Origin of the sequence: Streptomyces sp. SID3343 (assembly GCF_009865215.1) — a bacterium.
Taxonomy (GTDB): domain Bacteria; phylum Actinomycetota; class Actinomycetes; order Streptomycetales; family Streptomycetaceae; genus Embleya.
In genome coordinates, this window is the sequence record NZ_WWJX01000991.1 from 26560 (window position 1) to 51669 (window position 25110).

Annotated in this window: 23 protein-coding genes and 1 riboswitch; of the genes, 8 read left to right on the top strand and 15 right to left on the bottom strand. The window is 70.2% G+C overall.

Annotated elements, in window-relative coordinates; all coding sequences use genetic code 11:
* Positions 1-139 precede the first annotated feature (139 nt).
* The 4 genes from GT354_RS30965 to GT354_RS30980 all read right to left on the bottom strand — a co-directional run bounded on the left by GT354_RS30965 (position 140) and on the right by GT354_RS30980 (position 3782).
* Entirely contained in the window at positions 140-793 is a 654-nt protein-coding gene (locus GT354_RS30965) for a DUF5304 family protein (protein ID WP_346012254.1), read from the bottom strand.
* A 393-nt stretch (positions 794-1186) separates the two neighbouring features.
* Entirely contained in the window at positions 1187-2452 is a 1266-nt protein-coding gene (locus tag GT354_RS30970; protein WP_346012255.1) for an ArsA-related P-loop ATPase, read from the bottom strand.
* 7 nt (positions 2453-2459) lie between these two features.
* Positions 2460-2897, bottom strand: coding sequence for an SRPBCC family protein (locus GT354_RS30975; RefSeq protein ID WP_161359686.1), 438 nt, complete (start codon positions 2895-2897; stop codon positions 2460-2462).
* 117 nt (positions 2898-3014) lie between these two features.
* A complete protein-coding gene (locus tag GT354_RS30980; protein WP_161359687.1) occupies positions 3015-3782 on the bottom strand; it encodes a metallophosphoesterase in 768 nt (255 codons plus the stop codon).
* A gap of 502 nt (positions 3783-4284) precedes the next feature.
* Here GT354_RS30980 and GT354_RS30985 point away from each other — a divergent pair.
* Complete coding sequence (locus GT354_RS30985; RefSeq protein WP_161359688.1) at positions 4285-6090, top strand: AMP-dependent synthetase/ligase; 1806 nt, start codon at positions 4285-4287, stop codon at positions 6088-6090.
* An 88-nt stretch (positions 6091-6178) separates the two neighbouring features.
* Here the strand turns inward: GT354_RS30985 and GT354_RS30990 are convergent, their stop codons facing one another.
* The 6 genes from GT354_RS30990 to GT354_RS31010 form a co-directional block, all read right to left on the bottom strand.
* The gene (locus GT354_RS30990; RefSeq protein WP_346012258.1) at positions 6179-7327 is read right to left on the bottom strand and encodes a glycosyltransferase family 4 protein; all 1149 of its coding nucleotides are present in this window, start codon (positions 7325-7327) and stop codon (positions 6179-6181) included.
* Positions 7328-7609: 282 nt separating this feature from the next.
* A complete protein-coding gene (locus GT354_RS30995) occupies positions 7610-8884 on the bottom strand; it encodes a M48 family metallopeptidase (RefSeq protein ID WP_161359689.1) in 1275 nt (424 codons plus the stop codon).
* 16 nt (positions 8885-8900) lie between these two features.
* Entirely contained in the window at positions 8901-10289 is a 1389-nt protein-coding gene (locus tag GT354_RS31000) for a M1 family metallopeptidase (RefSeq protein WP_161359690.1), read from the bottom strand.
* A gap of 277 nt (positions 10290-10566) precedes the next feature.
* On the bottom strand, positions 10567-10698 hold the full coding sequence (locus tag GT354_RS55960) for a hypothetical protein (protein WP_272923917.1): 132 nt from the start codon (positions 10696-10698) through the stop codon (positions 10567-10569).
* Positions 10699-10906: 208 nt separating this feature from the next.
* The gene (locus GT354_RS31005) at positions 10907-12451 is read right to left on the bottom strand and encodes an NYN domain-containing protein (RefSeq protein WP_346012256.1); all 1545 of its coding nucleotides are present in this window, start codon (positions 12449-12451) and stop codon (positions 10907-10909) included.
* A gap of 165 nt (positions 12452-12616) precedes the next feature.
* Positions 12617-12853, bottom strand: coding sequence for a hypothetical protein (locus GT354_RS31010; protein WP_161359691.1), 237 nt, complete (start codon positions 12851-12853; stop codon positions 12617-12619).
* Positions 12854-12985: 132 nt separating this feature from the next.
* Between GT354_RS31010 and GT354_RS31015 the strand changes: the two genes are divergently transcribed.
* From GT354_RS31015 to GT354_RS31025, 3 genes are all read left to right on the top strand, one after another.
* The gene (locus GT354_RS31015) at positions 12986-13741 is read left to right on the top strand and encodes an exonuclease domain-containing protein (protein ID WP_237535638.1); all 756 of its coding nucleotides are present in this window, start codon (positions 12986-12988) and stop codon (positions 13739-13741) included.
* Between the two features lie 260 nt (positions 13742-14001).
* Positions 14002-14373, top strand: coding sequence for a rhomboid family intramembrane serine protease (locus tag GT354_RS54705; RefSeq protein WP_237535643.1), 372 nt, complete (start codon positions 14002-14004; stop codon positions 14371-14373).
* Positions 14370-14648 carry an Lrp/AsnC ligand binding domain-containing protein gene (locus GT354_RS31025; RefSeq protein WP_161359693.1) on the top strand — a complete coding sequence of 93 codons (279 nt, stop codon included), beginning with the start codon at positions 14370-14372 and terminating at the stop codon, positions 14646-14648. The genes GT354_RS54705 and GT354_RS31025 overlap by 4 nt, the downstream gene beginning before the upstream one ends.
* Before the next feature lie 745 nt (positions 14649-15393).
* On the opposite strand, the gene GT354_RS31030 is transcribed toward GT354_RS31025, so the two are convergent.
* The 5 genes from GT354_RS31030 to GT354_RS31050 form a co-directional block, all read right to left on the bottom strand.
* Entirely contained in the window at positions 15394-16845 is a 1452-nt protein-coding gene (locus GT354_RS31030) for an aminotransferase class V-fold PLP-dependent enzyme (RefSeq protein ID WP_237535639.1), read from the bottom strand.
* Positions 16846-17083: 238 nt separating this feature from the next.
* Positions 17084-17200, bottom strand: a riboswitch (SAM riboswitch).
* Positions 17201-17352: 152 nt separating this feature from the next.
* Positions 17353-18435, bottom strand: coding sequence for an anthranilate phosphoribosyltransferase (gene trpD, locus GT354_RS31035; protein WP_237535640.1), 1083 nt, complete (start codon positions 18433-18435; stop codon positions 17353-17355).
* A 192-nt stretch (positions 18436-18627) separates the two neighbouring features.
* Entirely contained in the window at positions 18628-19041 is a 414-nt protein-coding gene (locus tag GT354_RS31040) for a hypothetical protein (protein ID WP_161359694.1), read from the bottom strand.
* Between the two features lie 117 nt (positions 19042-19158).
* A complete protein-coding gene (locus tag GT354_RS31045) occupies positions 19159-19569 on the bottom strand; it encodes a hypothetical protein (RefSeq protein ID WP_161359695.1) in 411 nt (136 codons plus the stop codon).
* 9 nt (positions 19570-19578) lie between these two features.
* Positions 19579-20718 (bottom strand): cytochrome c oxidase assembly protein, encoded by a 1140-nt coding sequence (locus GT354_RS31050; RefSeq protein WP_346012257.1) that lies wholly within the window; start codon positions 20716-20718, stop codon positions 19579-19581.
* 75 nt (positions 20719-20793) lie between these two features.
* On the opposite strand from GT354_RS31050, the gene GT354_RS31055 reads away from it, so the two are divergent.
* Genes GT354_RS31055 through GT354_RS31070 form a run of 4 tightly spaced genes read left to right on the top strand, consistent with a single transcriptional unit; the run spans position 20794 to position 24984 of the window.
* Positions 20794-21411 (top strand): heme-copper oxidase subunit III, encoded by a 618-nt coding sequence (locus GT354_RS31055; RefSeq protein ID WP_161359696.1) that lies wholly within the window; start codon positions 20794-20796, stop codon positions 21409-21411.
* Between the two features lie 47 nt (positions 21412-21458).
* Positions 21459-22259 (top strand): cytochrome c, encoded by an 801-nt coding sequence (locus GT354_RS31060; protein ID WP_161359697.1) that lies wholly within the window; start codon positions 21459-21461, stop codon positions 22257-22259.
* On the top strand, positions 22256-23341 hold the full coding sequence (locus GT354_RS31065; protein WP_161359698.1) for a Rieske 2Fe-2S domain-containing protein: 1086 nt from the start codon (positions 22256-22258) through the stop codon (positions 23339-23341). The genes GT354_RS31060 and GT354_RS31065 overlap by 4 nt, the downstream gene beginning before the upstream one ends.
* Positions 23341-24984 (top strand): ubiquinol-cytochrome c reductase cytochrome b subunit, encoded by a 1644-nt coding sequence (locus GT354_RS31070; protein ID WP_161359699.1) that lies wholly within the window; start codon positions 23341-23343, stop codon positions 24982-24984. Before GT354_RS31065 ends, GT354_RS31070 begins: the two co-directional genes overlap by 1 nt.
* Positions 24985-25110 lie beyond the last annotated feature (126 nt).

Below are 25110 nucleotides of genomic sequence, written 5' to 3' on the forward strand. Positions count from 1 at the left end.
CTCGTTCCGCGTGCAGTCCCCGCAACGGATCGTACTGTCCCACCACCCCGACTCTCCCCACCCGTCCACCGAACCACCCACCAAACGCGACGCAAACCGGGCCACGCCACGCAACCGGCCCGCGGAGCGAGCGGCGGCCCTACTCCTCGTCGTCGAGCCGAATCCGTTCCTTCGCCGCCGGCCGAGCAGCCCACCGACGCTCCCGATCCCCCACGAACGCCCGATACGCCGAGGCCAACTCGGCCCCCGCGGCCGCGAGATGCGCCGCCACGTCGGGGTGCCGCCGCACAACCTGCTCACGCACCGACTCCGCCTGCCCGACCAACGACTCGGCCAGCCTCCGGGCCTCCTCCGCCAACCGGGCACCCGACGGCGAACCGCTCCCGTCCCCCGCCTGCCCGGTCAACGACTCGGCCAGCCGCCGAGCCTCCTCACCGAGCCGAGCCCAAGCATCACCCCGTCCGTCCCCGACACCGGAAGCCCCGGCCGCATCGGCATCGGCATCCGCGTCCGCGTCCGCAGCCGCATCACCAACGCCCGAAGCCCCGGCAGCACCCCCAGCGCCCGACTCGCCGCCGGAAGCCCGCCCGTCACCCGGCCCGACACCGCCGTCAGGCACGCCGCGGTCACCAGGCACGCCGCCGCCGTCACCAGCCGCCCCTACCGCTCCCGGCACCGCGTCCGTGACATCGGCCCAGGCGTCGCCGCCCGCCTCCGCTCCGGAACCCGCATCCGCGCCCACGCCGGCCTCACCCTTGCCCGTATCCCGCTCGTCTGGGTCCATCCGACGCATTGTGCGCGGTACACCCACTCGAACGCGAGCACAACGATCCGCAAACACCACAAACCCGCCCCGGATGCCCGACGGAGAACGCCACCCCCGCCGACCGGATCACCCCACAGCCCACGAGAGACAGCGCCCCGAACCCGGCCCCCCGAGGCCACTCCAAACCCCGACCGGTCGACCGGCCGGCCGCCCGTGTCGAGCCCCGGGCCCGCCGCGTCCCGCCTCCGCATCGCCCGCCGCCACCCGGCGGCTCCCCACGGCAACCCGACGCACCACGACACCGACCCCGACCGCCACCACCCCCGGCCACCCACCGCCCACGGCACGTCCGGGCCCCGCACCGCCCGAACGCCAAGGCAACGACACCGGTGTCAGCGCCGACACCCGCCACACCCACGCCTACGGCGAAGACCGCATCCAAACCGCCGGATCCGGCACGAACCGCACCCGCAGCATCCCGTCCCGCAACCCCGCGCCCTCGATCGTGCACCGCCGCAGCGCCGAAGGCAGCCTGAGCAGCCGCCGATACGGCCCCACCGTCACGACCAGTTCGTCGCCCCGCCGCAGCAGGTCCAGGTCGTCGCGGTCGGTTCCCGGCAGCGCCAGGGAGAGGATCAGCCGCTCGCCGTCCCGTTCGACCGCCGACCCGTCCGCGACGATCCCCGCCGCGCCGACCGGACCGAAGTGGCCCGCGACGTCGCCCAGTTCGGCCGTACCCAACGGCTCGGCCGCAAGCAACGGAATCTGCGCCAACGGCACCCGCGGGAACAACGCGCACAGCGCGTCCACCGTCTCGCGCGCGACCTCGCTGCGCGCCACCACGGCGGGGTCCGCCGAATCGGCCGGGCTCACCCCGTTGAGAATCACGTCCTCGACCCGATGGCCGTACAGCGCGAGCGCCGACGCGGCCCGCCGCGCACCCGCCAGCGCGACCACGCCGGGCCGCAGCACCAGCCGTACCGTCGTCGTCGGCGCGTCCACGATCGCCCGCAGCGCGTCCAGTTCGTCGTTGACCCGCCGCGCCGTGTCGTACACCCAGTCCTCGGGCATCGGCACACCCACCACGGCCGCCAACACCGGCCGCAGCGCCCGCGCCGCCTGCCGCTCGACCGGCAGCAACCGGTCGAGGTAGCGCATCAGGCCCTCGGGCAACGCCAGCGTCGGCACCGCCCGTTCCACCGCCGGCAGGTCGACCACGATCAGGTCGTACGCGCCCTCGCGAACCGCCCGCGCGAGCACCCGCAACGCGAGCACGTCGCCCGCGCCCGGGACCACGGTGATCTCCTCGGGGTCGAGCGGTTCCACCCCGACCACCGAGAGGGCGGCGCCCAACCGACCCTGCACCGACAGGAACTCGCGCTCGAACTCGGCCCGCCCGGCAACCCGCCGCACATCGAGCCCGGGCGCGACCTCCACCGCTCCACCACCCGCCGAGGACGCCGAGTCACCCGAGGAAGACCCCGAGCCACCCGACGCCGCCGCACCATCCGGCCCCGACCCCGGCCCGCCCGACGAGACACCCAGGACCGTGTCCACGTCCCGCGTACCGTCCGTGGCCAACAACAACGTCCGTCGTCCGGCCCGCGCCGCGGCCACCGCGGTCGCGGCCGCGACCGTGGTGCGGCCCGCTCCCGGGAGGCCCGTGACCAGCAGGACCCGCGTCACCGCCGGGTCAGCTCTCGACGCGCTTCTTGAGCCCCGTCAGGGCGCGGTCGATGATGACCTTCTCGGCCTTGCGCTTGATCATGCCCAGCATCGGGATCTTGACGTCGACGGTCAGTTCGTAGGTGACCTCGGTGCCGCCGCCCCCGTTCGCGCTCAGCGCGTAGCACCCGTCGAGCGCCTTGAGCATCTGGCTCGTCACGAGCGTCCAGCGCACCTCACGGTCGCCGTCCCACGTGTAGCCCAAGACGTGCTCGTCGCGAATCGTGCCCGCGTCGAGCCGGAACCGCACCCGCACCGCGCGCCCGGTCTTGTCGTCGACCTCCAGGACCTCGGTCTCCTTGACCTCGCCGGTCCACTCGGGGTAGCCCTCGAACCCCGCGATGACGGCCATGACCTCGGCCGGTGCGGCGTCGATCGTGATGGTCGAGCTGGTCCGTTCCGCCATCGTGGGGTGTCCTCCGGAAGCTCGCGTGGCTACCACGAATCAACATCGCGGAATGCCTGAATACAACTGATCCGATCGAAGGCTACCGTGCCCGACCTGCGTGTACGCCGCACCGGCTCACCACGTCAGGACGTACGGTTTGCCCGTGGCCTGGAAATGCCCCACGTTGATGCATTCGGTACGCCCGATCCGCATCCGCGCGCGCAGCGGTTGATGCACGTGACCGAAGAGCACCAGGGAGGGTTCGGTCTCGTGGATGGCCCGCAGAACCGCCTCGCTGCCGCGCTCGAACCGGCGCGCGACCACGTCGTACGTCAGGTCCGGGACCGCGGGCGGGATGTGACAGCACAGCACGTCGACCTTGCCGACCGCGGCGACCTTGGCCGCGTATTCGTCGTCGGAGATCTCGTACGGCGTGTGCATCGGGGTGCGCAGCCCGCCGCCGACGAAGCCGAACGTACGGCCGCCGATCTCGACGACCTGGCCGTCGAGCACGGTCACCCCCTCACGGGCGTAGTCCGGCCACAGCTCGGGCACGTCGACGTTGCCGTAGGTGATGTAGGTCGGGTTCGGGAAGGCCGCGAACAGCGCGGCGTACTGCCGGCGCACCGCGTCCTCGATCGCGGCCCGCGCGCCGCCCGGCACACCCGCCCACAGCGATCCCGAGAAGGCCCGGGCCTCGGTGAACCGACGGGCGTTGCGCAGCGCGAGCAACGTACGGGTGTTGTCCACGCCGAACAGATCGGTGAAGATGCCGCGGTCGACATCGTGGTAGTCGAGGAAGAGCACGAGATCGCCCAGGCACACGAGCGCGTCGGCTCCCTCGCCCGCGTGGGCGAGTGCCTCGGCAGCGCCGTGGACGTCGCTCACCACGTGGACCCGCATGCCTGCACTTTACTGACGGGCCCGAACCGAATCCGACGCTCGACGTGGGTTGCCTCCGTCACACACACCCGTACGACGAATCGATACTCTCGACATGCGCGGCCGAATCGGGACGGATGCACATCCCCGCCTGACCCCATCCGAGTCGAGACGGGCGCGGCCTCGTCCGAAGCGTGAGACGGGGCACAGGATCCGCACGACCCCTGTCACCCGGACCTACTTGCCAGTAACGTCTGGCCCCGTCAGTCGAACAGCGGCACTGTCGTCCGAACATCGTCGCTGTCGTATAACAGCGTCACCGCCATACGGCGGCGTCACTCTCGTACGGCGGCGTCACTCTGATACGCAGTGTCACTGCGGTACGACAGCGTCACCGTCGTCGGTAGCGTCATCCGTCGTACCCGAACGTCATCGAAGACCGACACGGCCCGACCCGGCCCGACACGGCAACGGCAAACGGCAGCGCCGAAGTCCGGCGCCGAGACCGCAACGAGGAGCATCAGTGCGCGAGTGCAGCGTCCCGGCCCTGGCCGAGGTTCCCGCCGAGGGCAACCTGACCGACCTCATCAAGCGCAACGCCGAGGAGGCGCCCGACGCGGCGGTACTGGCCCGCAAGGTGGGCGGACGCTGGACCGACGTGACGTCGGCGCGTTTCCTGGCCGAGGTGTACGAGGTCGCCAAGGGCTTGATCGCGGCCGGGATCGAGCCGGGCGACCGGATCGCCCTGATGTCGCGAACGCGCTACGAGTGGACCCTGGTCGACTTCGCCATCTGGTGCGCGGGCGCGATCTCGGTGCCGGTGTACGAGACCTCGTCGGCCGAGCAGATCGAGTGGATCCTGACCGACTCGGGCGCGCGTGCGGTGATCGTGGAGAACACGGCGCACGAGGGCGCGATCGCGCGGGCGCGCGAGCGGCTGCCCGAGTTGGAGCACGTGTGGCGCATCGACGAGGGCGAGACCGAGGGCGCGGTGGCCGCGCTCACCGCCGCCGGCCGCGACGTGGACGACGAGGTCGTCGAGGAGCGCCGCTCGACGCTTCGGGCCGATTCGATCGCGACGATCATCTACACGTCGGGAACCACCGGGCGCCCCAAGGGCTGCATCCTCACGCACGGCAATTTCCACGCCGAGTTGGCCAACGTGGTCGCGCTCCTGGACACGCTGTTCGTGCCGGAGAAGTCGAGCTGTCTGCTGTTCCTGCCGCTCGCGCACGTACTGGGCCGGATCCTGGAGATCGGCTGCATCATGGCCCGCGTGCGCATCGGGCACTGTCCGGACGTCAAGGACCTCACGTCCGAACTCCGGACCTTCCAGCCGACGTTCGTGCTGGCCGTGCCGCGCGTGTTCGAGAAGGTCTACAACTCGGCCTCGGCCAAGGCGCAGGCCGACGGCAAGGGCAAGATCTTCGACCTGGCCGTCGACACGGCGATCAAGTACAGCGAGGGCCGGGACGCCGCGAGCATCAGCCTGGGCCTCAAGCTCAAGCACAAGGTGTTCGACAAGCTCGTCTACGGCAAACTGCGCGCCGCGCTCGGCGGACAGGCGACCCACGCGATCTCGGGCGGCGCGCCCCTGGGCACCCGGCTGGGCCACTTCTTCCGCGGTGTGGGCTTCACCGTTTTGGAAGGCTACGGCCTGACCGAGACGTGCGCCGCGCACACGGTCAACCCCGCCGAGGGGATCCGCATCGGCACGGTCGGTCGGCCGGTACCCGGTTCGGCGGTCCGCATCGCCGAGGACGGCGAAATCCTGGCCAAGGGCCCCAACGTGTTCACCGGCTACTGGAAGAACGACGCGGCCACCGCCGAGGCGTTCGAGGACGGCTGGTTCCGTACCGGCGACATCGGCGTCCTGGACGACGAGGGCTTCCTGACGGTGACCGGTCGCAAGAAGGAGATCCTGGTCACCGCGGGCGGCAAGAACATCGCGCCGGCCGTCATCGAGGACCGGATCCGCGCCCACCCGCTGATCAGCGAGTGCATGGTCGTCGGCGACCGCCGCCCGTTCGTGGGCGCGCTGATCACGATCGACCCGGAGGCCTTCCCGACCTGGAAGGAACAGAACGGCAAGCCCGCGACGGCCACGGTCGCCGACCTGACCGACGACCCGGACCTGATCGCCGCCGTGCAGGACGCGATCGACGAGGGCAACAAGGCCGTCTCCCGGGCCGAGGGCGTCCGCAAGTTCCGCATCCTCAGCATCAACTTCACCGAGGAGAGCGGGCACGTGACGCCGTCCCTCAAGCTCAAGCGCAACCTGGTCCTGAAGGACTTCGAGGCCGACATCAACGAGATCTACGAGGGCTGACCACCCCGGCGCGCACACCGTCTCGGAGCCGAGGGGCCGAAGGCACCTCGGATCAGCCCCTCGACCCCTCGACTCCCCGACTTCGAGATCAGGCCCGGGTGTTCGGGTCCAACAGGGCGCGGAGTCGGTTCGACAACAGATCCCAGCGCCACTCCTTCTCCACCCAGCGGCGGCCGGCCGCGCCCATGCGGGCGGCCTCCGTCGGGTCGGCGAGCAACCGGGCCACCCGGTCGGCGACGGCGGCCGGGGAGCGGCCGTCGACCACGTAGCCCGTCTCGCCCTCCAGGACCGCGTCCGGGGCGCCGCCCGAGTCGCCCGCGACCACCGGACGCCCCACCGCCGACGCCTCCAGGTAGACGATGCCCAGGCCCTCCACGTCCAGGCCCTTGCGGCGGGTGCGGCACGGCATCGCGAACACGTCGCCCGCCTCGTGGTGCGCCGGCAGTTCCTCCCACGGAACCGCGCCGGTGAACACCACCGAGTCGCGCACGCCGACCCGGTCGACCGTGGCCTCCAGTTCGGCCCGATACGGACCGCCGCCCACGATCAACAGCGCGGCGTCCGGCACCCGGCGCCGAATCCTCGGCAGCGCGTGGATCAGTACGTCCTGCCCTTTGCGCGGCACGAGCCGCGACACGCACACCACCACCGGGCGGTCGCTCAGCCCGAGCCGAGCCCGCACGTGGGCCCCGCCGACGTCGGGCCGGAAGACGTTCTCGTCGACACCGGGCGGCAGTTGAACCATCCGGGCAGCAGCCGACGGGGTGAGCGCCGGCGCGATCTTGGACCGGGTGTACTCGCCGAGGTAGGTGACGGTGTCCACCCCCTCCCCGATCCGCCGCAGCAGTTGCCGCGCACCCGGCAGCACGGCCCACCCCGCCTCGTGTCCGTGCGTCGTGGCCACCAGCCGCTCCACGCCCACCGCGCGCAACCGCGGTGCCATCAGGCCCAGCGGCGCCGCCGCGCCGAACCACACCGTGTCGCAGCCCTCCCCCCCGGCGATCTCACGCGCCCTGCGCACCGCACCCGGGGTCGGCACGAGCATCGGCGTGCGATCACGCACCACCGGAAAGGGCTGCGCGGCGTCGAAGGCGGCCATCTCCGCCTTGTCCTTCCACGACGACGTGTAGACCACGACGCCGTCGGCGGGCAGGCGCAGGGACATCGCGTGCACGAAGGACTGGATGCCGCCGGGACGCGGCGGAAAGTCGTTGGTGACGATCAAGGTCTTCATCACGACCGAGGATCCCAGATCCACGGCGCGCGCCTCGGCACGATCTGCCGTGCTTCTCGCCCTGCGGTTCGCTTCGTGACGGCCGGCCGGGTGATCGCTCCGCAGTACCCGGTGTGGCTGATCGCTCCGGCGGCCCTGTGCGTACCGGGCCGAGACACCACGCTGCGCCCGCGGGCCCACCTATACTGCCGATCCTGCTCGCGATGCTGCTCACCCTGCTCGAATTCCCGGTGTGGTTCGGCGAGTTGGCTGTCCGTACGGGGGTTGTGGCGGGCGATTCGGGTGCTACCCCTTCCCGTTCCCGTGCAGGCGCTCCCAGTCCCGCGCGAGCGCGATGCGCTCGGGGGCCGAGGGGTGTGAGCCGAAGAGCACCTGGAGCACCGGATTGGGCGTGACGTTGGAGCGGTTGACGATCGCGAGCCGGTGTTGCATGCGGATGAAGGCGTCCGGGTCGCGGGTCAGGTCGAGTGCGTGCACGTCGGCGCGGGCCTCCAGGCGCCGGCTGATCAGCATCTGCCCGGGGCCGGAGACCGCGCCGAGCACCGCGACCACCGCGAGGAGCAGCGCGAGCGAGCGCGGATCGCCCGCCGCGTCCGCCCCCGCGCGGCGCAGCAGCGGCGACCACGACATCAACAGGCCGACCGCACACACTCCGACCGCGAGCGCCAACGCGCCGACCAACGTGCCGTGCAGCACGTCGTCGCGCTTGGCGTGCCCCAACTCGTGCGCGGCGATCAGTTCGACCTCGCGCGGATCCGCGTCGCGCACGGTGGTGTCGTAGACCACGATCCGCCGGGTCGACCCGAACCCCGACACGTACGCGTTGAGCGACGTGGTCCGCCGCGACGCGTCCGCGACCAGCACGTCCTCGACGGGGACCCCGTCGCGCTCGGCGAGTTGCATGAGCGAGCTGCGCAGCGGTCCGTCGGGCATCGAGTGGAACTTGTTGAACGCGGGCTCGACGACCAGCGGATACAGGAAGGAGATCGCCACGACGAGCAGCGCCCCGCCCCCCGCCGCGAGCAGCCAGCCGGCCCGCGGCAGCGCCCGGATCAGCGCGTACAGCACCAGAACCACCACGAGCAGCAGTCCGGTGGACATCGCGAAACCCTTGACCACGTCGACCCACCAGCCGCCCCACGACTGCACGGACAGCCCGTATCGCCGCCGGACCACCTCCAGGCGGGCCGCGAACGGCAGCGTCGCGAGCCGGCCGACGAGCATCAGCACGAGCCCCCCGAGCAGGATCCGCCACACCCAACCGCCGCCGAGCGGTCGCGCGACGACCTCGACGATCCGGGCCCCGGCGGGGGTCAGCCCGAGCACCAGGGAGACCACGAGCGACAGCGCCATGGACAGGTAGGCGGGCGGTCGCGAAGCCCGCGCGAGGGCTCGGCCACGGGCGATCTCGGCCGCGGTGAAGTCACGCGCCGCGTCGGGATGCGCGAAACCGCCGGGCGGCTCGGCCAACGGCCGCCACGGTGTGGTCACCGCGACCGCCACGAGCAGGACGCCCCCCGCGCAGATTAGGCAGATCAGCAACAACCTCTGGACCGACATGCCCGCCCCGCCCCGTTCATTCGGCCTGCGTGCGCAGGTAGTCGATCCAGGTTTTGGTGAAGCCGTCGGGGCTGGTGCCCAGGACGGACACCGTCGCCGACGCGAGCGCCGAGGTCGCGTCGGGTGCCGCGACGCCGGGCGGCGGTTCGGTACCGACGGCGCGGTACAACTCGACCAGCTTGTCCCGGCCCCATCGTTCCGCGATCAGTCTGCACGCGAGCCAGCCCATCTCGTACGCCTGGGGCAGTTCCTCCTGCGTGGTCTCGAAGCGCACGTCGGCCGGCAGCTCGGTGGGGATCCGGCCCGCCTTGACGTCGCGGCGCAGCTCGGGGGCGGCGGTGCGCATCGTCTGGCCGGAGTCGAGGTAGCCGACGTAGTCGGCGAAGCCCTCGGACAGCCACGTCGGCGTCCAGGCCCTGGTGAACGCGCGGCTCGCGACGTGGGTGATCTCGTGCACCATCACGACGTGGCGTTCCAGGTCGCCGAGTTGGCGGAACGCGTCCGGGTTGACGATCACCCGGTCGGCCGGCGCGGCATCGGCCGAGGCACCGCGCTCGCCGGTGGTGACGGCGGCGATCTTGGCGTACTTGCTCGGTTCGGCGCCCAACAGGCGGGCCATCTGCTCCTGGGTGGCGGGCACCATGATCACCGCGCGCCCGGGCCACTCGCCGCCCCACACGGCGCTCACCGCGGGGACGGCCTTGTCGGCGTCCTGCGCGAACGCGCGCAGTTCGTCGCGGTTTCCGACGCCGAGCACGGTGCTGTGCGTGCCCTGTACCACGTTGACCGCGCCGAGGTCCCACATCTGGACCGGGGTGCGCAGGCTCGCGACCGCGCCGTCGGTGTCGGACGCGAGGAACCACGCGCCCGAACGCAGCACGAAGGTCAGGTACTGCGGGACCCGCACGGACACGGTGTCGTGTCCGGTGATCCGGTACAGCAGATCCACGTGCGCGGTGAAGGTCGGCGCGGCCAGCACGGTCCGGCGTGCCTCGGCGAGTTCGAACGCGTCGGGCGTGACGATCTCGTACTCCCACGCGGCGAACGGGACCTCGGCGAGGTTGTCGAAGACACCGACCTGGGTCTGTCGAAACGCGGCCGCCTGCGGGTCGAGCGTGCTCGCGAACGCCTCGCGGTCGCGGGACAGGAAGGCCGCGGAGCGTCGCTCCAGGAGCGCCGAGACGGCGGTCCGACGCGCGTTCGCGTGTTGTTCGGCGGGACTGTCCGACCGTTGCCCCGGCAGCTGCGGCGCACCGCTGTGCGAGCGGTTCGACGAGGTGGACGAGGAGTCCGCGACGAGTTCGGTGACCCCGAGCACAAGCCCGAGCTGAGCCAGCGCGCACACCACGATCAGGACCGGCAGCAGGCTGCGGATCCGGCGCGCGGCCCGATTCGGGTCATCCACGTCGTCGATCGTAACGTGGTGAGCCGCAGGCCCGATCGCGAACGGGATCGGGGCCGCCGCAATCGCCCGCTGCCCGCGAACGCGGCCCGGATCGAAAGACACGGCGGATCTCGGCGATCGTCACGCGTCGGCGGCGCACGACGCGCACCGGCGCCGGCTCGGGCGTGGGTGCGGGCGTTGGCGCCGGCGTGGGGGACCTTCTGCCCGCCGTCGACGCGACCGCCCACGTGGGGCCGGGACGCCGTTCACGATCGACCGATTGCCGTCCGCTCGCGGATCACCGGTTGTCGCGGATGTACGCTCCCGCTGCCGCGAGCATGTCCTCGGCCGCGAAGAGCCTTATCGCGACGAGCGTCTCCTCGTCCAACTCGGCGTATCCCGCGTACTCCGCGTCTCCCCCTCGGTCCACGCGCTCTGCCGAACACGGGAGACCGGGAAACAAATCCTGTTCGATCGATCGGGCGCTGATCAGCGCCGGCCCGATCGAACTCGGGATGACGCAACCGTCACGGCCTCGGGTGCGGTGCGTACGACAGGCGATGCGCATGGTGCTCCCCTTCGTCGACTTTCCGCGTCAACGGTAGGGACGGACACCGACACCGGTGTCGACCGTGGTCTCAGCCCCGGGTCAACCGCCGCAGCAGCATCGTGGACGGCACCGGGCGCGCGCCGGCCTTGCGGATACCCTCGGCGACCTCGCGGTCCGTCGAGACGACCACGACCGGGCGACCGGGCGGCTCGGCCCGGACGAGGCGGCGGATCAATTCATCCGCGGTCTCGCCGGGGTTGCTGAACTTCACCCGCACCCCGCGGGCGGGGGCCGTGAGCACCGGCGCGTCCAACTGCGCGCCGTCGAAGACGCACGTCACCTCGCACCCGGTCTGCGCCGCGAGGCTCACCAGGCCGCCCAGCAGCCGATCCCGTTGCTTGTTCAGCGCCAGCGTGGGATAGCCGGTCTTGGTGACGTTGTAGCCGTCGATCACCAGGTGCGCCTGCGGCAACGCGAGCAACTGGTCCAGCAGGGCCGGGTCGTCGCCTTCGAGGGCGCGTTGCGCGATGTCCTTTATGCCGGACGCGCCGGGGGCGACGGCGTCCACGGTGTCCGCGGGGCGCATCCCCACCGGCGGCAGCGCGAGTTCACGACGCAGGCCCTGGGCGGCCTCCAGGACGGTGTCGAGGAGCAGCCGTACGCGCGTGTCCTCCATGCTGCGGCCCTCGCGGGCGGCCCGACGGCTCGCCTCCAGGGCCGACTCGACCTCGGACACCCGGCCGCGCAGCCGGCGCGTCTCCTTCTCGGCGGCGGCGACCGCGGCCTGGGCCTCGGAGCGCACGGTGTCGAGTTCGGAGCGGGCCCGGCGGGCCTCCTTCTCCTCGTGCTTGGCGCTTCCTTGCAGGCCGCGCACCTGACGGCGCAGGTGGTCGGCCTCCTTGCGGGCCGCCTCCAGTTCCGCGCGCAGCCTTTCGTGTTCGGTCTTGGAGGCCGCGCGCAGGATGCCGACCTCGTGTTCCAGGCGGGACAACGCCTCGGCGGCCTCGGCCTCGGCGCGATCGGCCGCGGCCTCCTTGGCCGCGTCGCCGGCGGTCTCGATCAGGCGCACCCAGCCGCGCGGGCGCAGCAGGTAGGCGGCGGCGGCCACGTCCAGCGGGTCGGCGGCGGCGGGCACGGTGCCGGCTTCGAGGGCCTCGGAGATCTCCGGCAGACCCTTGCGGAAGCGCTCAGCTATGCGTTGCCGAAAGACGGGGTCGTTCTCCAGCGCGGTCGCCAGCGGCGTCGCGGCGAACTTGGCCCGGCGCTGGTGGGTGAACCGGGCGAAGCGCCGCAACGGGCCCGGGACCTCGTCCGCCGTCATCGTGCCGAGCGCGTCGGCGGCCACGGAGATCACCCGCACCCGGACGGCCTCGGGCAACGGGCCGGACAGGGCCTCGGGCTCGGCGGGCGCTTCGGGAGCGGGCTCGGGAGCGGGTGCTTCGGGGGGAACGGCCTCGGGCGGAACAACCTCAGGCCCAACGGCGTCGACCGCCGCTTCGGGACCGGGCTCGCCCTCGGAGTCGGCCGTCCCGTCGAGCTCCGGTTCGTCGAGCCCGGGCCCGTCGGCCCGAACCACGTCGTCGGCAGCGTGCGCAGGCGTGACCGCGTCCGCGCGGGTATCCGGTCCGCTCACTGCTCCTCCGGTCCTTCCCGTTCCCTAAGGCCCCTCCCCGCGTCACCGTTTCACCGGGACGCCGACGCCCTGATCATGACGCGTCCCGGATCGGGGACGGCCCCGACGGGCCGGCCCGATGCCGAAACGATGCACAGTCACATTGTCGCTGTTCGACGCCGCGCGTCAGCTCGCGTCGGGCCGCGCCACCAGTTCGACGGAGTCGGTGGCATTGCACCAGCGGCAGCGCACGGACTCGATCTCGTCGGAAACCACCTCTCGCTCCTCGACCCGGGCCACGCCGGCAAGGTCGAGGTGGGTGAACTCCACGGCCTTGGTGGTCCGCGTCACGTCGAACCGGGTCAGGTTGCCGCAGAGCGAGCAACGCCACCGGGTGTCCTCGGTGGGGGCCTGGATCGACATGCGTGTTCCCTTCCTGTTCTGCGACCGCGAGCCTTTTCCGGATCGCGAACCGCCGGTGATACACCAATGATGCCGGGCTGCGAGGGGTACCTGGGCGCGGCCGTGTCGGGCCGGAAACGTACCGTCCGGTACATGAGCAGCACCGCGCACCGGGATTGCCGGTCACGAGGTTCGGCGGAACAGGGCTTGCCGACGGCCGACCCGTCGCGCCGTCCCCGCCCGCCGGACAGTATCGCTCCGGGCCACGAGTTGCGAACCATGTCCCCGTGGGGCACGGCCCGTGAAGAGGTCGAACGCCAGGTGTTCACGGTCGTCGACCTCGAGACGACGGGCCTGGATCCGTCGGAGGCGCGGATCACCGAGATCGCGGCCGTACGGCTGCGCGGAACCGATCGGCTCGGCGAGTTCGCGACGCTGGTCGCGCCCGGCGTCCCGATACCGGAGTTCATCACCGAACTGACCGGGATATCCGACGATCTCGTGGCCGGCGCCCCACCGCTGCGGCTGGTACTGCCGGCCCTCTCGCAGTTCGCCGACGGCGCGATCCTGGTCGCCCACAACGCCCCCTTCGACGTGGGCTTTCTGCGGGCGGCGAGTCTGGCCTGCGCGCACCCGTGGCCCGACTTCCCGGTCGTGGACACGCTCGCGCTCGCCCGCGCGCTGCTGCCGCCGGGGACCGTACCGAACATGCGCCTGGGCACCCTCGCGCGATTCTTCGACGCGCCCGTCGACCCAACCCACCGGGCGCTCGCCGACGCACGGGCAACCGCGCACGTTCTGCGGGCGTGCATCGGCCGGATGCACGACAGCGGCCGGCACGAACTGTCCGACCTGCTGTCTCTGGGTCGCCCCCGAGTACTGCCGCGGCAAACCGCTCCGAACGGGTGAGCCTCGGGCGTGTCGATCGCCCATTCGCCCGCCCCGCCCGGGCACGCGTCGGGACCGGGGTGACGATCGGGGCATGGCGATTCCGGTCCGCGGTCAGGCCGCGCCGCCGGGTACACCGGTGGTGACCTGCGCGCTGATCGCGATCAACGTCGTGGTCCTCCGAGACGCGCTACTTCTACCGGCACGGCGCGAAGGCCCCGGCGCTGTCCGTTCTCCAAGCCCTCTTCGTGCACGGCGGCCGGCTGCACCCGATCGGCGACATGCTCTTCCTGTACGTCTTCGGCAAGCACGTCGAGGAGCGCCTCGGCCGCTTCCGGTTCGCGTTGTCCCACGTGCTCACCACGCCGGACTCGGTCCAGCCGCTCGTCGGAGCGTCCGGCGCGGTGGCGGCTGTTCTTCCTGCCGCTGCGGTTGCCGGCGTGGGTCGTGCTCGGCTGCTACTTCGTCATGCAGGGCCTCCACCTGCACGGCATCGGTGTACAAGGAGAAGCCGAGTACGCGTACGCGGCCCATCCGGTCGGCTTCGCGGTCGGATTCGGCTGCACGTGCCTGTGCTACCGACGCCGCTGGGCCCACGCCCGACGGATAAGCTCGGGGACCTTGTCGTCGAGAGCCGGAGGACTGCCCCGTGATCACCGCGATCGTGCAGGTCAAGACGCGCGTGGACCAGACCCCGGAGATCGCGGAGGCGATTGCCGCGATCGAGGGCGTGAGCGAGGTCTACTCGGTGACCGGTGAATTCGACCTGATCGCCATGGTGCGCGTCCGCGCCCACGACGACCTGGCCGACGTCATCCCGGGCCGCCTCAACAAGGTCCCGGGCGTCGAACAGACCACCACCCACATCGCCTTCAGGACCTACTCCCAACACGACCTGGAAGCAGCCTTCGCCATCGGCCTCGAATAACCCAAACCCGGGCGAGCCCAAACCCCGCCCGCCCCTCCACAACACCCCCCGGCCGGCCACCCACCCCGCCCGGCCCTCGACCACACCCCAAACCCAGCCAACCAAATCCAGCCCGTCCGACACTTGAGGACACCCGAAAGCCCCGGCAAGGCAACCCGGCCCGTCCGACGCTTGAGCACAATCACCCGCCCTCAGGGAACCACCTTGCCCGACCGAACCGATTCAGCCCGTCCGGCGTTTGAGGACACCCGAAAACCCCGGCGAGGCAACCCGGCCCGTCCGGCGCATGAGGACCCGCAGCGTAACCACCCCGACGGGCCGACCAAATCCAGCCCGTCCGGCGCTTGAGGACACCCGAAAACCCACCCGAGGCACCCGGCCCGTCCGGCGCATGAGGACCCGCAGCGTAACCACCCCGACGGGCCGACCAAATCCAGCCCGTCCGGCGTTTGAGGACACCCGAAAACCCACCCGAGGCACCCCGGCCCGTCCGGCACACGAGAACCCACAGCGAACCACCCCGACGGGCCGACCACACCCGGCCCGTCCGGCGCATGAGGACAATCACCAAACCCCGACGAACCGATTCAGCCCGTCCGGCGCATGAGGACCCCCACCAAGGCCGAACGAACCACCCCGGCCCGCCCGACGCATGAGGACCCCCACCAAGGCCGAACGAACCACCCCAGCCCGTCCGGCGCTTGAGGACACCCGAGAAACGTCCCACCCCCGCCGCCCGAACAACTTACGCACCCACAGGCAAAACCCGCTCGCCCCGAGGATCCGCGTCCGGCACACACCGACCCCCGTCGACGGTGTAACTCCACCGCGCCCCCCGCCGCACAAGTTCCCCGACCGCCGCCGCGAACCGGTCCAGATGCTCCACCGGCGTCCCCAGCCCGAAGCTGACCCGGATCGCGTTGAGGTTCTGCTCACCCTCCGGCCCGTCCGGGGAGCCACACTCGGTCGGCTGGTCGTCCCGCCCGCCCAACAGATGCCGCACCAGCGGATGCGCACAGAACAACCCGTCCCGCACCCCGATCCCGTACTCGGCCGACAACACCGCCGAGAACCGCGAGCTGTTCCACCCCTCGACCACGAACGACAGCACCCCCACCCGCGCCGACTCGGGACCGAACAGCTCCAGCGTCCGCACCTCGGGAATCTGCGCCAACCGCGCCCGAAGCCGCGCGAGCAGCGCCTCCTCGCGCGCGACCAGCGCGTCCGGCCCGGCCTCGGTGATGGCCCGACACGCCGCCGCCAGCGCGTACGCCCCGATCACGTTCGGCGACCCCGCCTCGTGTCGAGCCGCACCCGCGTGCCACTCGACGTGATCGCGCGACACGGTCTTGCTCGCCCCGCCGCCCGCGAGGTACGGCTCCGCCGCGTCCAGCCAGTCGGACCGTCCCGCCAACACCCCGGAGCCGAACGGCGCGTACAGCTTGTGCGCGGACAGCGCGATCCAGTCCACGTCCAACTCCTCGACCGACACCGGGTGGTGCGGCGCGAGCTGCGCGGCGTCCAGCACGATCCGCGCACCGTGGCGGTGCGCGACCTCGGCCAACTCGGCCACCGGGAAGATCTCCCCGGTCACGTTCGAGGCCCCCGTCACGCACACCAGACGCGGCCCGTCCCCGGACCCCGCGAGCGCGGTCTCCAAGGCGGCGACCGCCGCCGCCGGCGACGAGGGCGCGGCCAGCTGCGTCACCCCGGCGTGCCGCCGCCACGGCAACAGTGCGGCGTGGTGCTCGGTCTCGAACACGAACACGCGCGTGCCACGCGGCAACACCGACGCCAGCAGGTTGAGCGAGTCGGTGGTGCCCCGCGTGAACAGGAGCGTGTCGTCGCCGCGCAGCCCCAGGAACTCGGCCACCGTCGCCCGGCTCTGCTCGTACAGATCCGTCGACAACTGCGACAGATACCCCGCGCCGCGGTGCACGCTGCCGTAGTACGGCAGGTAGGCGGCCACGTCGTCCCACACGCGCTGCAGACAGGGTGCGCTCGCGCCGTAGTCGAGCGCCGCGTATTCGACCTCGCCCCCGGTGACCAGCGGAACGAGCACGTCCCGCCCGACGACCGGCAGCGGCGCGGCGATCGCCACATCACAGTCGAGAGCGCCGGCACCGGCGGCAACCGACGAAGCGACATCGGGCGAAGGGGCGGCGGGCGAAACGGCGGCGGAAGCGGTGGTGCTCATGGTGCGACTCCTCGGCAGGCCCGAGCAGCGGCGCGGATATCGATTCGACGACATCAAAACGCAGCCGGCTGTCCGGTGGTGAACGTGGTTTTCAGAGAAACGACGCGCAATTAATCAGCGCGTACAAAATAGGAACTTTGTCCGTTTCGAGAAAGAAATGTCACGCCATCACGTGCTCCCCAGGTACAGGACCCCCGGGTCACACCGCGCAGCACACGAGGTCTGCCACCATGCGAGGGGTCCGCGCTTGCCAGGGCGCCTTACGACGCCTGACCGTGTCATCACCCGGGGCACCCCACCGCGGAGCGAGGGTTGCCGGACAGCGAGCCGGGGCTTATCACTGTCACTCGTGACCTGGGCAGAATTATTACCAGACGGATTGCTTCGCGCAATGACAAAGCGCCCTGGTCCACATGCTGGACACACGCACCGACCCCAAAACGGACGGCCCCGCGTCGAAAACGCGGAGCCGTCCGAAGCCCTGCCACACCATCGCCCAGCCGGCGGTCACGCCCCCGCGAACGACCGCGTCATGCTCACCCATCGGTCGAGCGCCGCCTGCGCCGCGCCCGAGTCGATCGCCTCCGCGGCCCGGTCGATCCCGGCCGCCAGCTGCTGCGTCAGCGAACCCCGGCCGGCGCCGAGCGCCGCGAGCGCCGCCGCCGAGTTGAGCAGCACCGCATCGCGAACCGCCCCCTTCTCACCGGCGAGCAACCGACGCGCGACCTCCGCGTTGAACGCCGCGTCGCCACCGCGCAACGTCTCGATCCCGTTCAGCGGGAGACCGAGATCACGCGGGTCCACCCGATCCTCGCGGACGTCGCCGTCGCGCACGATCCACACCTGCGACGTCGTGGTGACGGTCAACTCGTCGAGCCCGTCGTCGCCGCGGAACACCAAGGCCGAGGCGCCGCGGTCCGCGAGCACGCCCGCGACGATCGGCGCCATCCGCAGATCGGCCACCCCGATCGCGTGGAACCGCACCCGCGCCGGATTGGTCAACGGGCCCAGGAAGTTGAACGTCGTCGGCACCCCCAGCTCGCGCCGCGCCTGGGCCGCGTGCCGCAGCGAGGGGTGGAAACGCTGCGCGAAGCACAGCGTGATCCCCGCCTCGGTCGCGGTCGCAGCCACCTGATCCGGCGTCAGATCCAGTACCACGCCGAGCGCTTCGAGCACATCGGCCGCGCCACTGGACGAGGACGCGGCCCGGTTGCCGTGCTTGACCACCGTCTCGCCGGTGCCCGCGACCACGATCGCGGACATCGTCGAGATGTTGACGGTCCGCGCCAGGTCGCCGCCGGTGCCGACGATGTCCACGGTGCGGCCGGGGACTTCGATCGTCGAGGCGTGTTCGTACATCGCGTGCACGAGCCCGGACACCTCGTCCACGGTCTCGCCCTTGGCCCGCAACGCGACCACGAACCCGGCCACCTGCACGGGAGTCGCCTCGCCCGTCATGATCCGGTCCATCGCCCACGCGGTCGCGTCGGCCGGCAGGTCGTCGCCCCGCATCAGCGCCGCCAGGATGTCCCGCCAGGAACGGGCCGCCGGGTTGCCGCCGCTTTTCATCGCCGTGGCCGAGGCGCCCATGTCCGCTCCCGCAGTGTCATCGGATAAGTCCGCGACAGCGTACCGACCAAGCCCTCACCACCGATGTCGCGTCCGCGAACACGCCTCACGAACACGCCCCACGAGCACGCCCCGCGAAACGACCTCCTCGAACACGCGCCGCGAACACGACCTCCGCAGGCCCGACCTCCACGGCCCGAAGAACCCCGCGCGTCAAGCCGTCTGACGACCCGCCACACGGGCCCGCAGCAACCCCGCCGCCGCGTCCGCGAGCGTGCGCGGGTCCAACGGGTGCGCGACCACCGCGTCCGCGCGGCACCACGTCGCCAGCCAAGCGTCCTGCGGACGCCCGACCAGGGTCAGTACCGGCGGGCAGTTGTAGATCTCGTCCTTGAGCTGGCGGCACACCCCCATGCCGCCGGCCGGCGCGGTCTCGCCGTCCAGGATCGCGAGGTCGATGCCGCCCTTGTCCATCGCCGCGATCACGGCGGGCTCGGTGGCGCATTCCACATACTCGACGAACGGCACGTCCGCGGCGGGCCTGCGCCCGAGCGCGAGGGTGACCTTCCGTCGGGTGTTGCGGTCGTCGCTGTACACGAGGACGGTCATGGTCTCGCCGCGCGTCATGTCCACTGCCTCCGAGCCGGTACGGGACAACACTCGATTCCGATCCCGGATGCTAGCGCCTTTCCCGCGCGAAATGTGTGCCGCGTCACGCGGCCTCGGCCGGCACGTCCGCCCGGGTCAGGGCCGGGCGAGCACCTCGTAGCCCGACGCGTCGCCGCCGAGCCGCTGCGCCAGGCCCGCCATCCGGGTGCGCTCGCGCGCCGGTTCGAGGCCGGTGATCGTCTGCTGCCGCGCGACGCGCACCCGCAGCGGCGTCTCCCCCGCGCCCACGACCTCCACCGCCCAGCCGTCCGGACCCAGGATCCGCCGCGCCTCGGCCACCGCGGCCTCGTCCGGCAGCGTCATCACGTGCCGCATGACGAACGGCCCGGTCTCCACGTCCACTCCGGCCGCACTCATCTGCGCGATCACCGCCGAGTCGGCGCGCGCCGGATCGAAGCAGGATCCGACCACGACGAGCGTCCCGTCGTCCACGAGCGGGGGTGCGGGCTCGGGACGCCGACGGCGCAAAAACCGTTCGAGGATCATCCCGCGACGCTACTCGGGCGCTTCCGCGAGCCGCGGTTCGACCCCGCGCGCCACTCGTACGGCCGAGTCGGCGTCCTCCGTTCGGGCAGAGTCACCCGAAGGAGTGCTCTTCGGCACGGATTTCGCGGCCGGTCGCGGGTGTGTCTCCGCGCCGTTCGCGGGCTCGGCGGCGCCCTCCTCGGCCCCCGCCGCGGCCTCGCGCGCCAGCCGTTCGTCACGGGCCTTGCGTCCGGCCTCGATCAACTCCAGCCGATCGAGCCGACGATCCTCGCGGACCGCTTCCCGCTCCGAGGCCTTCGCCCACTGCACGAACAGCACGAGGAAGACCAGCAACCCGATGATGTCGCCGCTGCCCCACAGGATTCCGCCGGCCGTGCCCTGGTCGGACAGCGGACTCGCGCCCCAGTCCCGGCCCAGGTCGTTGTACCAGTCACCGGCCAGCACGTTCGAGGAACTCATGATCGCGATGCCCAGCCACGCGTGGAACGGAAGCGTCGCAAAGACCGCGAGCAGCCGCATCGGATAGGTGGTCCGAGGCATCGGGTCCAGACCCAACAACGGCCAGAACCACATGCATCCGATGATCACGAAGTGCACGTGATTCATGTCGTGGAAGAACGTGTTCCGCAGCGTCAGTTCGTACCAGGGCGTGAAGTACAGGGCGAACGGGTTGAGCACGAAGACGAATCCGGCGAACGCCGGGAAGGTCACGATCTTCGAGAACTTGCTGTGCAGAAGGGCGTTGAGCCGATTACGCCACTTGGTCGGCAGGGTCCGCAGCGCGAGCGTGATCGGCGCACCGAGCGCCAGGAAGATCGGGGTGACCATCGCCAGCACCATGTGCTGAACCATGTGCACGCTGATCAACACGGTGTCGTAGGCGGCCAACGCGGACTCGGTCGCGATCAGAAAAGTGCCCAGGCCCAGACCCAGGAACGACACGCTTCGCCACCGTGACCACGTGTCCCCACGGGCTCGTAGCTTGTGCACGCCGTACAGATAGAGGCCGCCGAAGAGCACCGCGACGAGGATCGGGATGGGCTCGAACACCCACCCGGTCAGCAGCCGAACGGGGGTCAGTTCCGGCGGTACGTTCCCGGGGGTCGCGTGTGCCAGAAACATCCCGGCATCGCCTGTAGAGCCACTCACGGAACCAGAGCCTAACCCCGACACGTTCTACAAGGGTTACCCCCCGAAGTGTGGGCAGATCCGGCGAGCGCAATAATGGCCGCCGTGGCGACAGCAACTTCACTAGAAACCGGGCCCTCACACGGGACACTCAACCGTCCCAACTTGGTCAGCATCGGCACGATCGTCTGGTTGGCGTCGGAGCTGATGTTTTTCGCGGCCCTGTTCGCGATGTATTTCACGATCCGGTCGGTCACCGGCGCGGACGCATGGCGTGAGCACGCCAGTGAGCTGAACATCCCGTTCTCGACGGGCAACACGACGATCCTCGTGCTGTCCTCGCTCACTTGCCAGCTCGGCGTCTTTGCGGCCGAACGCGGTGACGTCAAGAAGCTCCGAATGTGGTTCATCATCACCTTCATCATGGGCGCCGTCTTTGTCGGCGGACAGGTGATGGAGTACACGGAGCTGGTCAAGGAGGGTACGACTCTTTCGTCGTCGGCTTACGGTTCGGTCTTCTACCTGACCACCGGCTTCCACGGCATGCACGTGACAGGCGGCCTCATCGCCTTCCTGCTGATCCTCGGACGCACCTACGCGGCCCGCAGGTTCACGCACGAGCAGGCCACGGCCGCAATCGTCGTCTCGTACTACTGGCACTTCGTTGACGTGGTCTGGATCGGCCTGTTCTTCACGATCTACGTCATCAGGTAGACGGCACCGACCACTCACTACGCAGACGACTTGGACCGGGGTTTTTCGTGAAAAAGCTCTCCGCGCGACGACGCCACCCTCTGGCGGCGATCGTCGCCCTCATTTTCGCGCTCGCGGCCACGGGGGGGCTGTACGCCGCGTTCGCGCCCGCCAAGAAGGCGGAGGCCGACGACTCTGCCTCCATCGCGGTCGAAGCGGGCAAGAAGCTCTACCTCAGCGGCTGTTCGACGTGCCACGGGTTGGATGCCCAGGGTTCGTCGGACGGTCCGTCCCTGATCGGCGTCGGCGCCGCCGCCGTCGATTTCCAGGTCTCGACCGGCCGGATGCCCCTTCAGCAGCCCGGCGCCCAGGCGCCCGGCAAGCCGAAGGTCTACACGGCCGCGCAGACCGAACAGCTCGCGGCGTACATCGCCTCCCTCGGCGTCGGCCCCAAGGTCCCGACATCGAACATGTACGCGCCCGACGGCGACATCGTCAACGGCGCCGAGTTGTTCCGCACGAACTGCTCGCAGTGCCACAACTTCTCCGGTGAGGGCGGCGCCCTGACCGAGGGCAAGTTCGCACCGCCGTTGACGGACGTGGACCCGAAGCACATCTACGAGGCCATGCTCAGTGGCCCGCAGAACATGCCCGCGTTCCCGGACAGCACGATGCCCGAGCAGCAGAAGAAGGACATCGTCACGTACGTCCACGAGACGACCAAGAAGGAGCCGAACCCCGGCGGTCTGGGTCTGGGCCGCCTCGGCCCGGTCTCCGAGGGCCTCTTCGGGTGGGTCATCGCTCTCGGTCTGCTCATCGGATGTGCGATCTGGGTTGCCGCTCGGACCCCCAAGGCCAGGACCAAATGAGTAGCCAGGACAAGCCTGAAGTGCCTGAAGAGCACCTGCCCGAGGTCCATGCCTCGGCACACGTTCCGGCGGAGAGCGACCCGTTCGCCGACCCCGGCCTGCCGGCTCACGAGCCGCGTGTCACCGACATCGACGAGAAGGCCGCGAACCGCGCCGAGCGCCAGGTCGCGTTTCTCTTCGTGATCTCGATGCTGTCGACGATCGGCTTCATCGCGGCGTACGTCGGCATAGACAAGTACCGCATCATCGACATCTTCTTCTTCGGGAAGATCGGTGCGCAGAACCTCGCGCTGGGCGGCACGCTCGGCCTCGCGTTGTTCTGCATCGGCGCCGGCGCGGTCCACTGGGCCCGCACGCTGATGACGGACGAAGAGGTCGTGCAGGAACGGCACGACCTCGCGTCGGACGCCGAGACTCGCGAGTACGCGATCCGTGAGTTCGCTCAGGGTGCCGCGGACTCCGCGATCGGGCGCCGCCCGCTGATCCGTCGCACGATGATCGGCGCGATGGCACTCGTGCCGCTGTCCGGCGTCGTGCTCCTTCGCGACCTCGGTCCGATGCCCGGCACCAAGCTTCGGCACACGCAGTGGAAGCCGGGCAAGGAGCTCATCAACGAGGCGACCGGCAAGCCGATCAAGCCGAACGACATCGTCAAGGGTTCGCTGACCATGGCGCTCCCCGACGGACTGGTCGAGAAGTACGGCCCCGCCGGGCAGAAGGAAGAGCTCGAACACGGGTGGCTGGAGGCGGCGGGCAAGGCCGCGGTCCTGCTCATCCGACTGGAGCCCAAGGACATCAAGTCCAAGAAGGAAACGGACTGGGGCCACGAGGGCATCGTGGCGTACTCGAAGATCTGCACCCACGTGGGTTGCCCGATCGGCCTGTACGAGCAGCAGACGCACCACCTGCTCTGCCCGTGCCACCAGTCCACCTTCGACCTCGCCGACGACGGCAAGGTCGTGTTCGGACCCGCCGCGCGCTCCCTGCCGCAGCTGAAGATCCACGTGAACGAGGCGGGTAACCTCGCCGCTTCGCAGGACTTCGCCGAACCGGTCGGCCCGAGCTTCTGGGAGCGTGGCTGATGTCGAGCGAACAGACCAAGGGCGGGGCGAACAAGAGCGCCCCGATTCCCGACAACGCGGCCGTCCGGGCCGCCGACGCCATAGACAGTCGGCTGGGCATCTATGGCGCCGCGAAGAAGAACCTTCGCAAGGTCTTTCCGGACCACTGGTCCTTCATGCTCGGTGAAGTGGCGCTCTACAGCTTCATCATCCTGTTGCTCACGGGTGTCTTCCTGACCCTGTTCTTCAAGCCGAGCATGCAGGAAGTCGTCTACGACGGCTCCTACGTACCGCTGCAGGGCATTCACATGTCCCAGGCGTACGCGTCGACGCTGGACATCAGCTTCGACATCCGCGGTGGTCTGGCGATGCGTCAGATCCACCACTGGGCCGCGCTGATCTTCGTGTCGTCGCTGTTCGTGCACATGTTCCGGATCTTCTTCACCGGGGCGTTCCGCAAGCCGCGCGAAATCAACTGGCTCTTCGGCTTCATCCTGCTGGTGTTGGCCATGGTCAACGGCTTCACCGGCTACTCGCTCCCGGACGACCTGCTCTCCGGTACGGGTCTGCGCATCGCCGAGGGCGTCGTGCTCTCGATCCCGATCGTCGGCACCTACCTGCAGTTCTTCCTGTTCGGTGGGGAGTTCCCCGGCGAGGACATCGTTCCGCGCCTGTTCACGATCCACGTGCTGCTGGTTCCCGCGATCATGGTCGGCCTGCTGACCGTCCACCTGATCCTGGTCTTCTACCACAAGCACACGCAGTTCCCGGGCGCTGGCAAGACCGAGAAGAACGTCGTGGGCCTGCCGCTCATGCCGGTCTACATGGCCAAGGCCGGTGGCTTCTTCTTCATCGTGTTCGGCATCACCGCCGCCCTGGGCGGCATGGTGCAGATCAACCCGATCTGGGCCTACGGTCCATACAACCCGGGACAGATCACCGCGGGCTCCCAACCGGACTGGTACATCGGGTTCCTCGAAGGATCCCTGCGCATCATGCCGAACTGGGAGTGGAACATCTGGGGTCACACCCTCAGCTTCAACGTGATGATCCCGTCGTTGATCGTGCCCGGTGTCCTGTTCACGTTCATGGCGCTGTACCCGTGGATCGAAGGCTGGATCACCGGCGACAAGCGCGAACACCACCTGCTGGACCGGCCGCGCAACATGCCGGTCCGCACCGGCCTGGGCGTCGCGTGGATCACGTGCTACGGCGTGCTGTGGGTGGCGGGCGGCAACGACGTCATCGCGACCCACTTCCATCTGTCGATCAACACGATCACGTGGGTGGCCCGCTTCCTGTTCTTCATCGCCCCCGTGTTGGCCTACATGGCCACGGTGCGGATCTGCAAGGGTCTGCAACGGCGGGACCGGGACAAGGTCCTGCACGGTCGCGAGACCGGCGTCATCAAGAAGCTCCCGCACGGCGAGTTCATCGAGATCCACGAACCGCTGGACGCCGAGATGATGCACACCCTCACCGCGCACGAGCAGCCCAAGCCGTACGAGCTCGACGCGGCCGAGGACGAGAACGGTGTGGCCCGCAAGGCCAAGCCTTCGCAGAAGCTTCGCGCCAAGATGTCCCGCTGGTACTTCAGCGAGCCCATCGAGAAGCCGACCGCCGAGGAGTACAAGGAACTGACGAGCGGACACGGTCACCACTGACCGCGCCCGGCTGCTGACGCCACAGCGGCACGCCCCTCCAGGCACGCCAGGAACGCCGAAGGGCCCCACCCGGATGTATCCGCTTAGGTTCTAGTGGTCGTCGCAACACCCCAGTTCAGGGGGTGC

What these genes read in the sequence shown, in the direction of transcription:
- GT354_RS31065 (WP_161359698.1), top strand. Translation starts at nt 22,256, where the DNA reads ATGAGTAGCCAGGACAAGCCTGAAGTGCCTGAAGAGCACCTGCCCGAG.
- trpD (WP_237535640.1), bottom strand. Translation starts at nt 18,435, where the DNA reads ATGGGCGCCTCGGCCACGGCGATGAAAAGCGGCGGCAACCCGGCGGCC.
- GT354_RS30975 (WP_161359686.1), bottom strand. Translation starts at nt 2,897, where the DNA reads ATGGCGGAACGGACCAGCTCGACCATCACGATCGACGCCGCACCGGCC.
- GT354_RS31040 (WP_161359694.1), bottom strand. Translation starts at nt 19,041, where the DNA reads ATGACGCGCGGCGAGACCATGACCGTCCTCGTGTACAGCGACGACCGC.
- GT354_RS30965 (WP_346012254.1), bottom strand. Translation starts at nt 793, where the DNA reads ATGCGTCGGATGGACCCAGACGAGCGGGATACGGGCAAGGGTGAGGCC.
- GT354_RS30995 (WP_161359689.1), bottom strand. Translation starts at nt 8,884, where the DNA reads ATGTCGGTCCAGAGGTTGTTGCTGATCTGCCTAATCTGCGCGGGGGGC.
- GT354_RS31070 (WP_161359699.1), top strand. Translation starts at nt 23,341, where the DNA reads ATGTCGAGCGAACAGACCAAGGGCGGGGCGAACAAGAGCGCCCCGATT.
- GT354_RS31045 (WP_161359695.1), bottom strand. Translation starts at nt 19,569, where the DNA reads ATGATCCTCGAACGGTTTTTGCGCCGTCGGCGTCCCGAGCCCGCACCC.
- GT354_RS54705 (WP_237535643.1), top strand. Translation starts at nt 14,002, where the DNA reads ATGCTCTTCCTGTACGTCTTCGGCAAGCACGTCGAGGAGCGCCTCGGC.
- GT354_RS31055 (WP_161359696.1), top strand. Translation starts at nt 20,794, where the DNA reads ATGGCCGCCGTGGCGACAGCAACTTCACTAGAAACCGGGCCCTCACAC.
- GT354_RS30980 (WP_161359687.1), bottom strand. Translation starts at nt 3,782, where the DNA reads ATGCGGGTCCACGTGGTGAGCGACGTCCACGGCGCTGCCGAGGCACTC.
- GT354_RS31010 (WP_161359691.1), bottom strand. Translation starts at nt 12,853, where the DNA reads ATGTCGATCCAGGCCCCCACCGAGGACACCCGGTGGCGTTGCTCGCTC.
- GT354_RS31030 (WP_237535639.1), bottom strand. Translation starts at nt 16,845, where the DNA reads ATGAGCACCACCGCTTCCGCCGCCGTTTCGCCCGCCGCCCCTTCGCCC.
- GT354_RS31015 (WP_237535638.1), top strand. Translation starts at nt 12,986, where the DNA reads ATGAGCAGCACCGCGCACCGGGATTGCCGGTCACGAGGTTCGGCGGAA.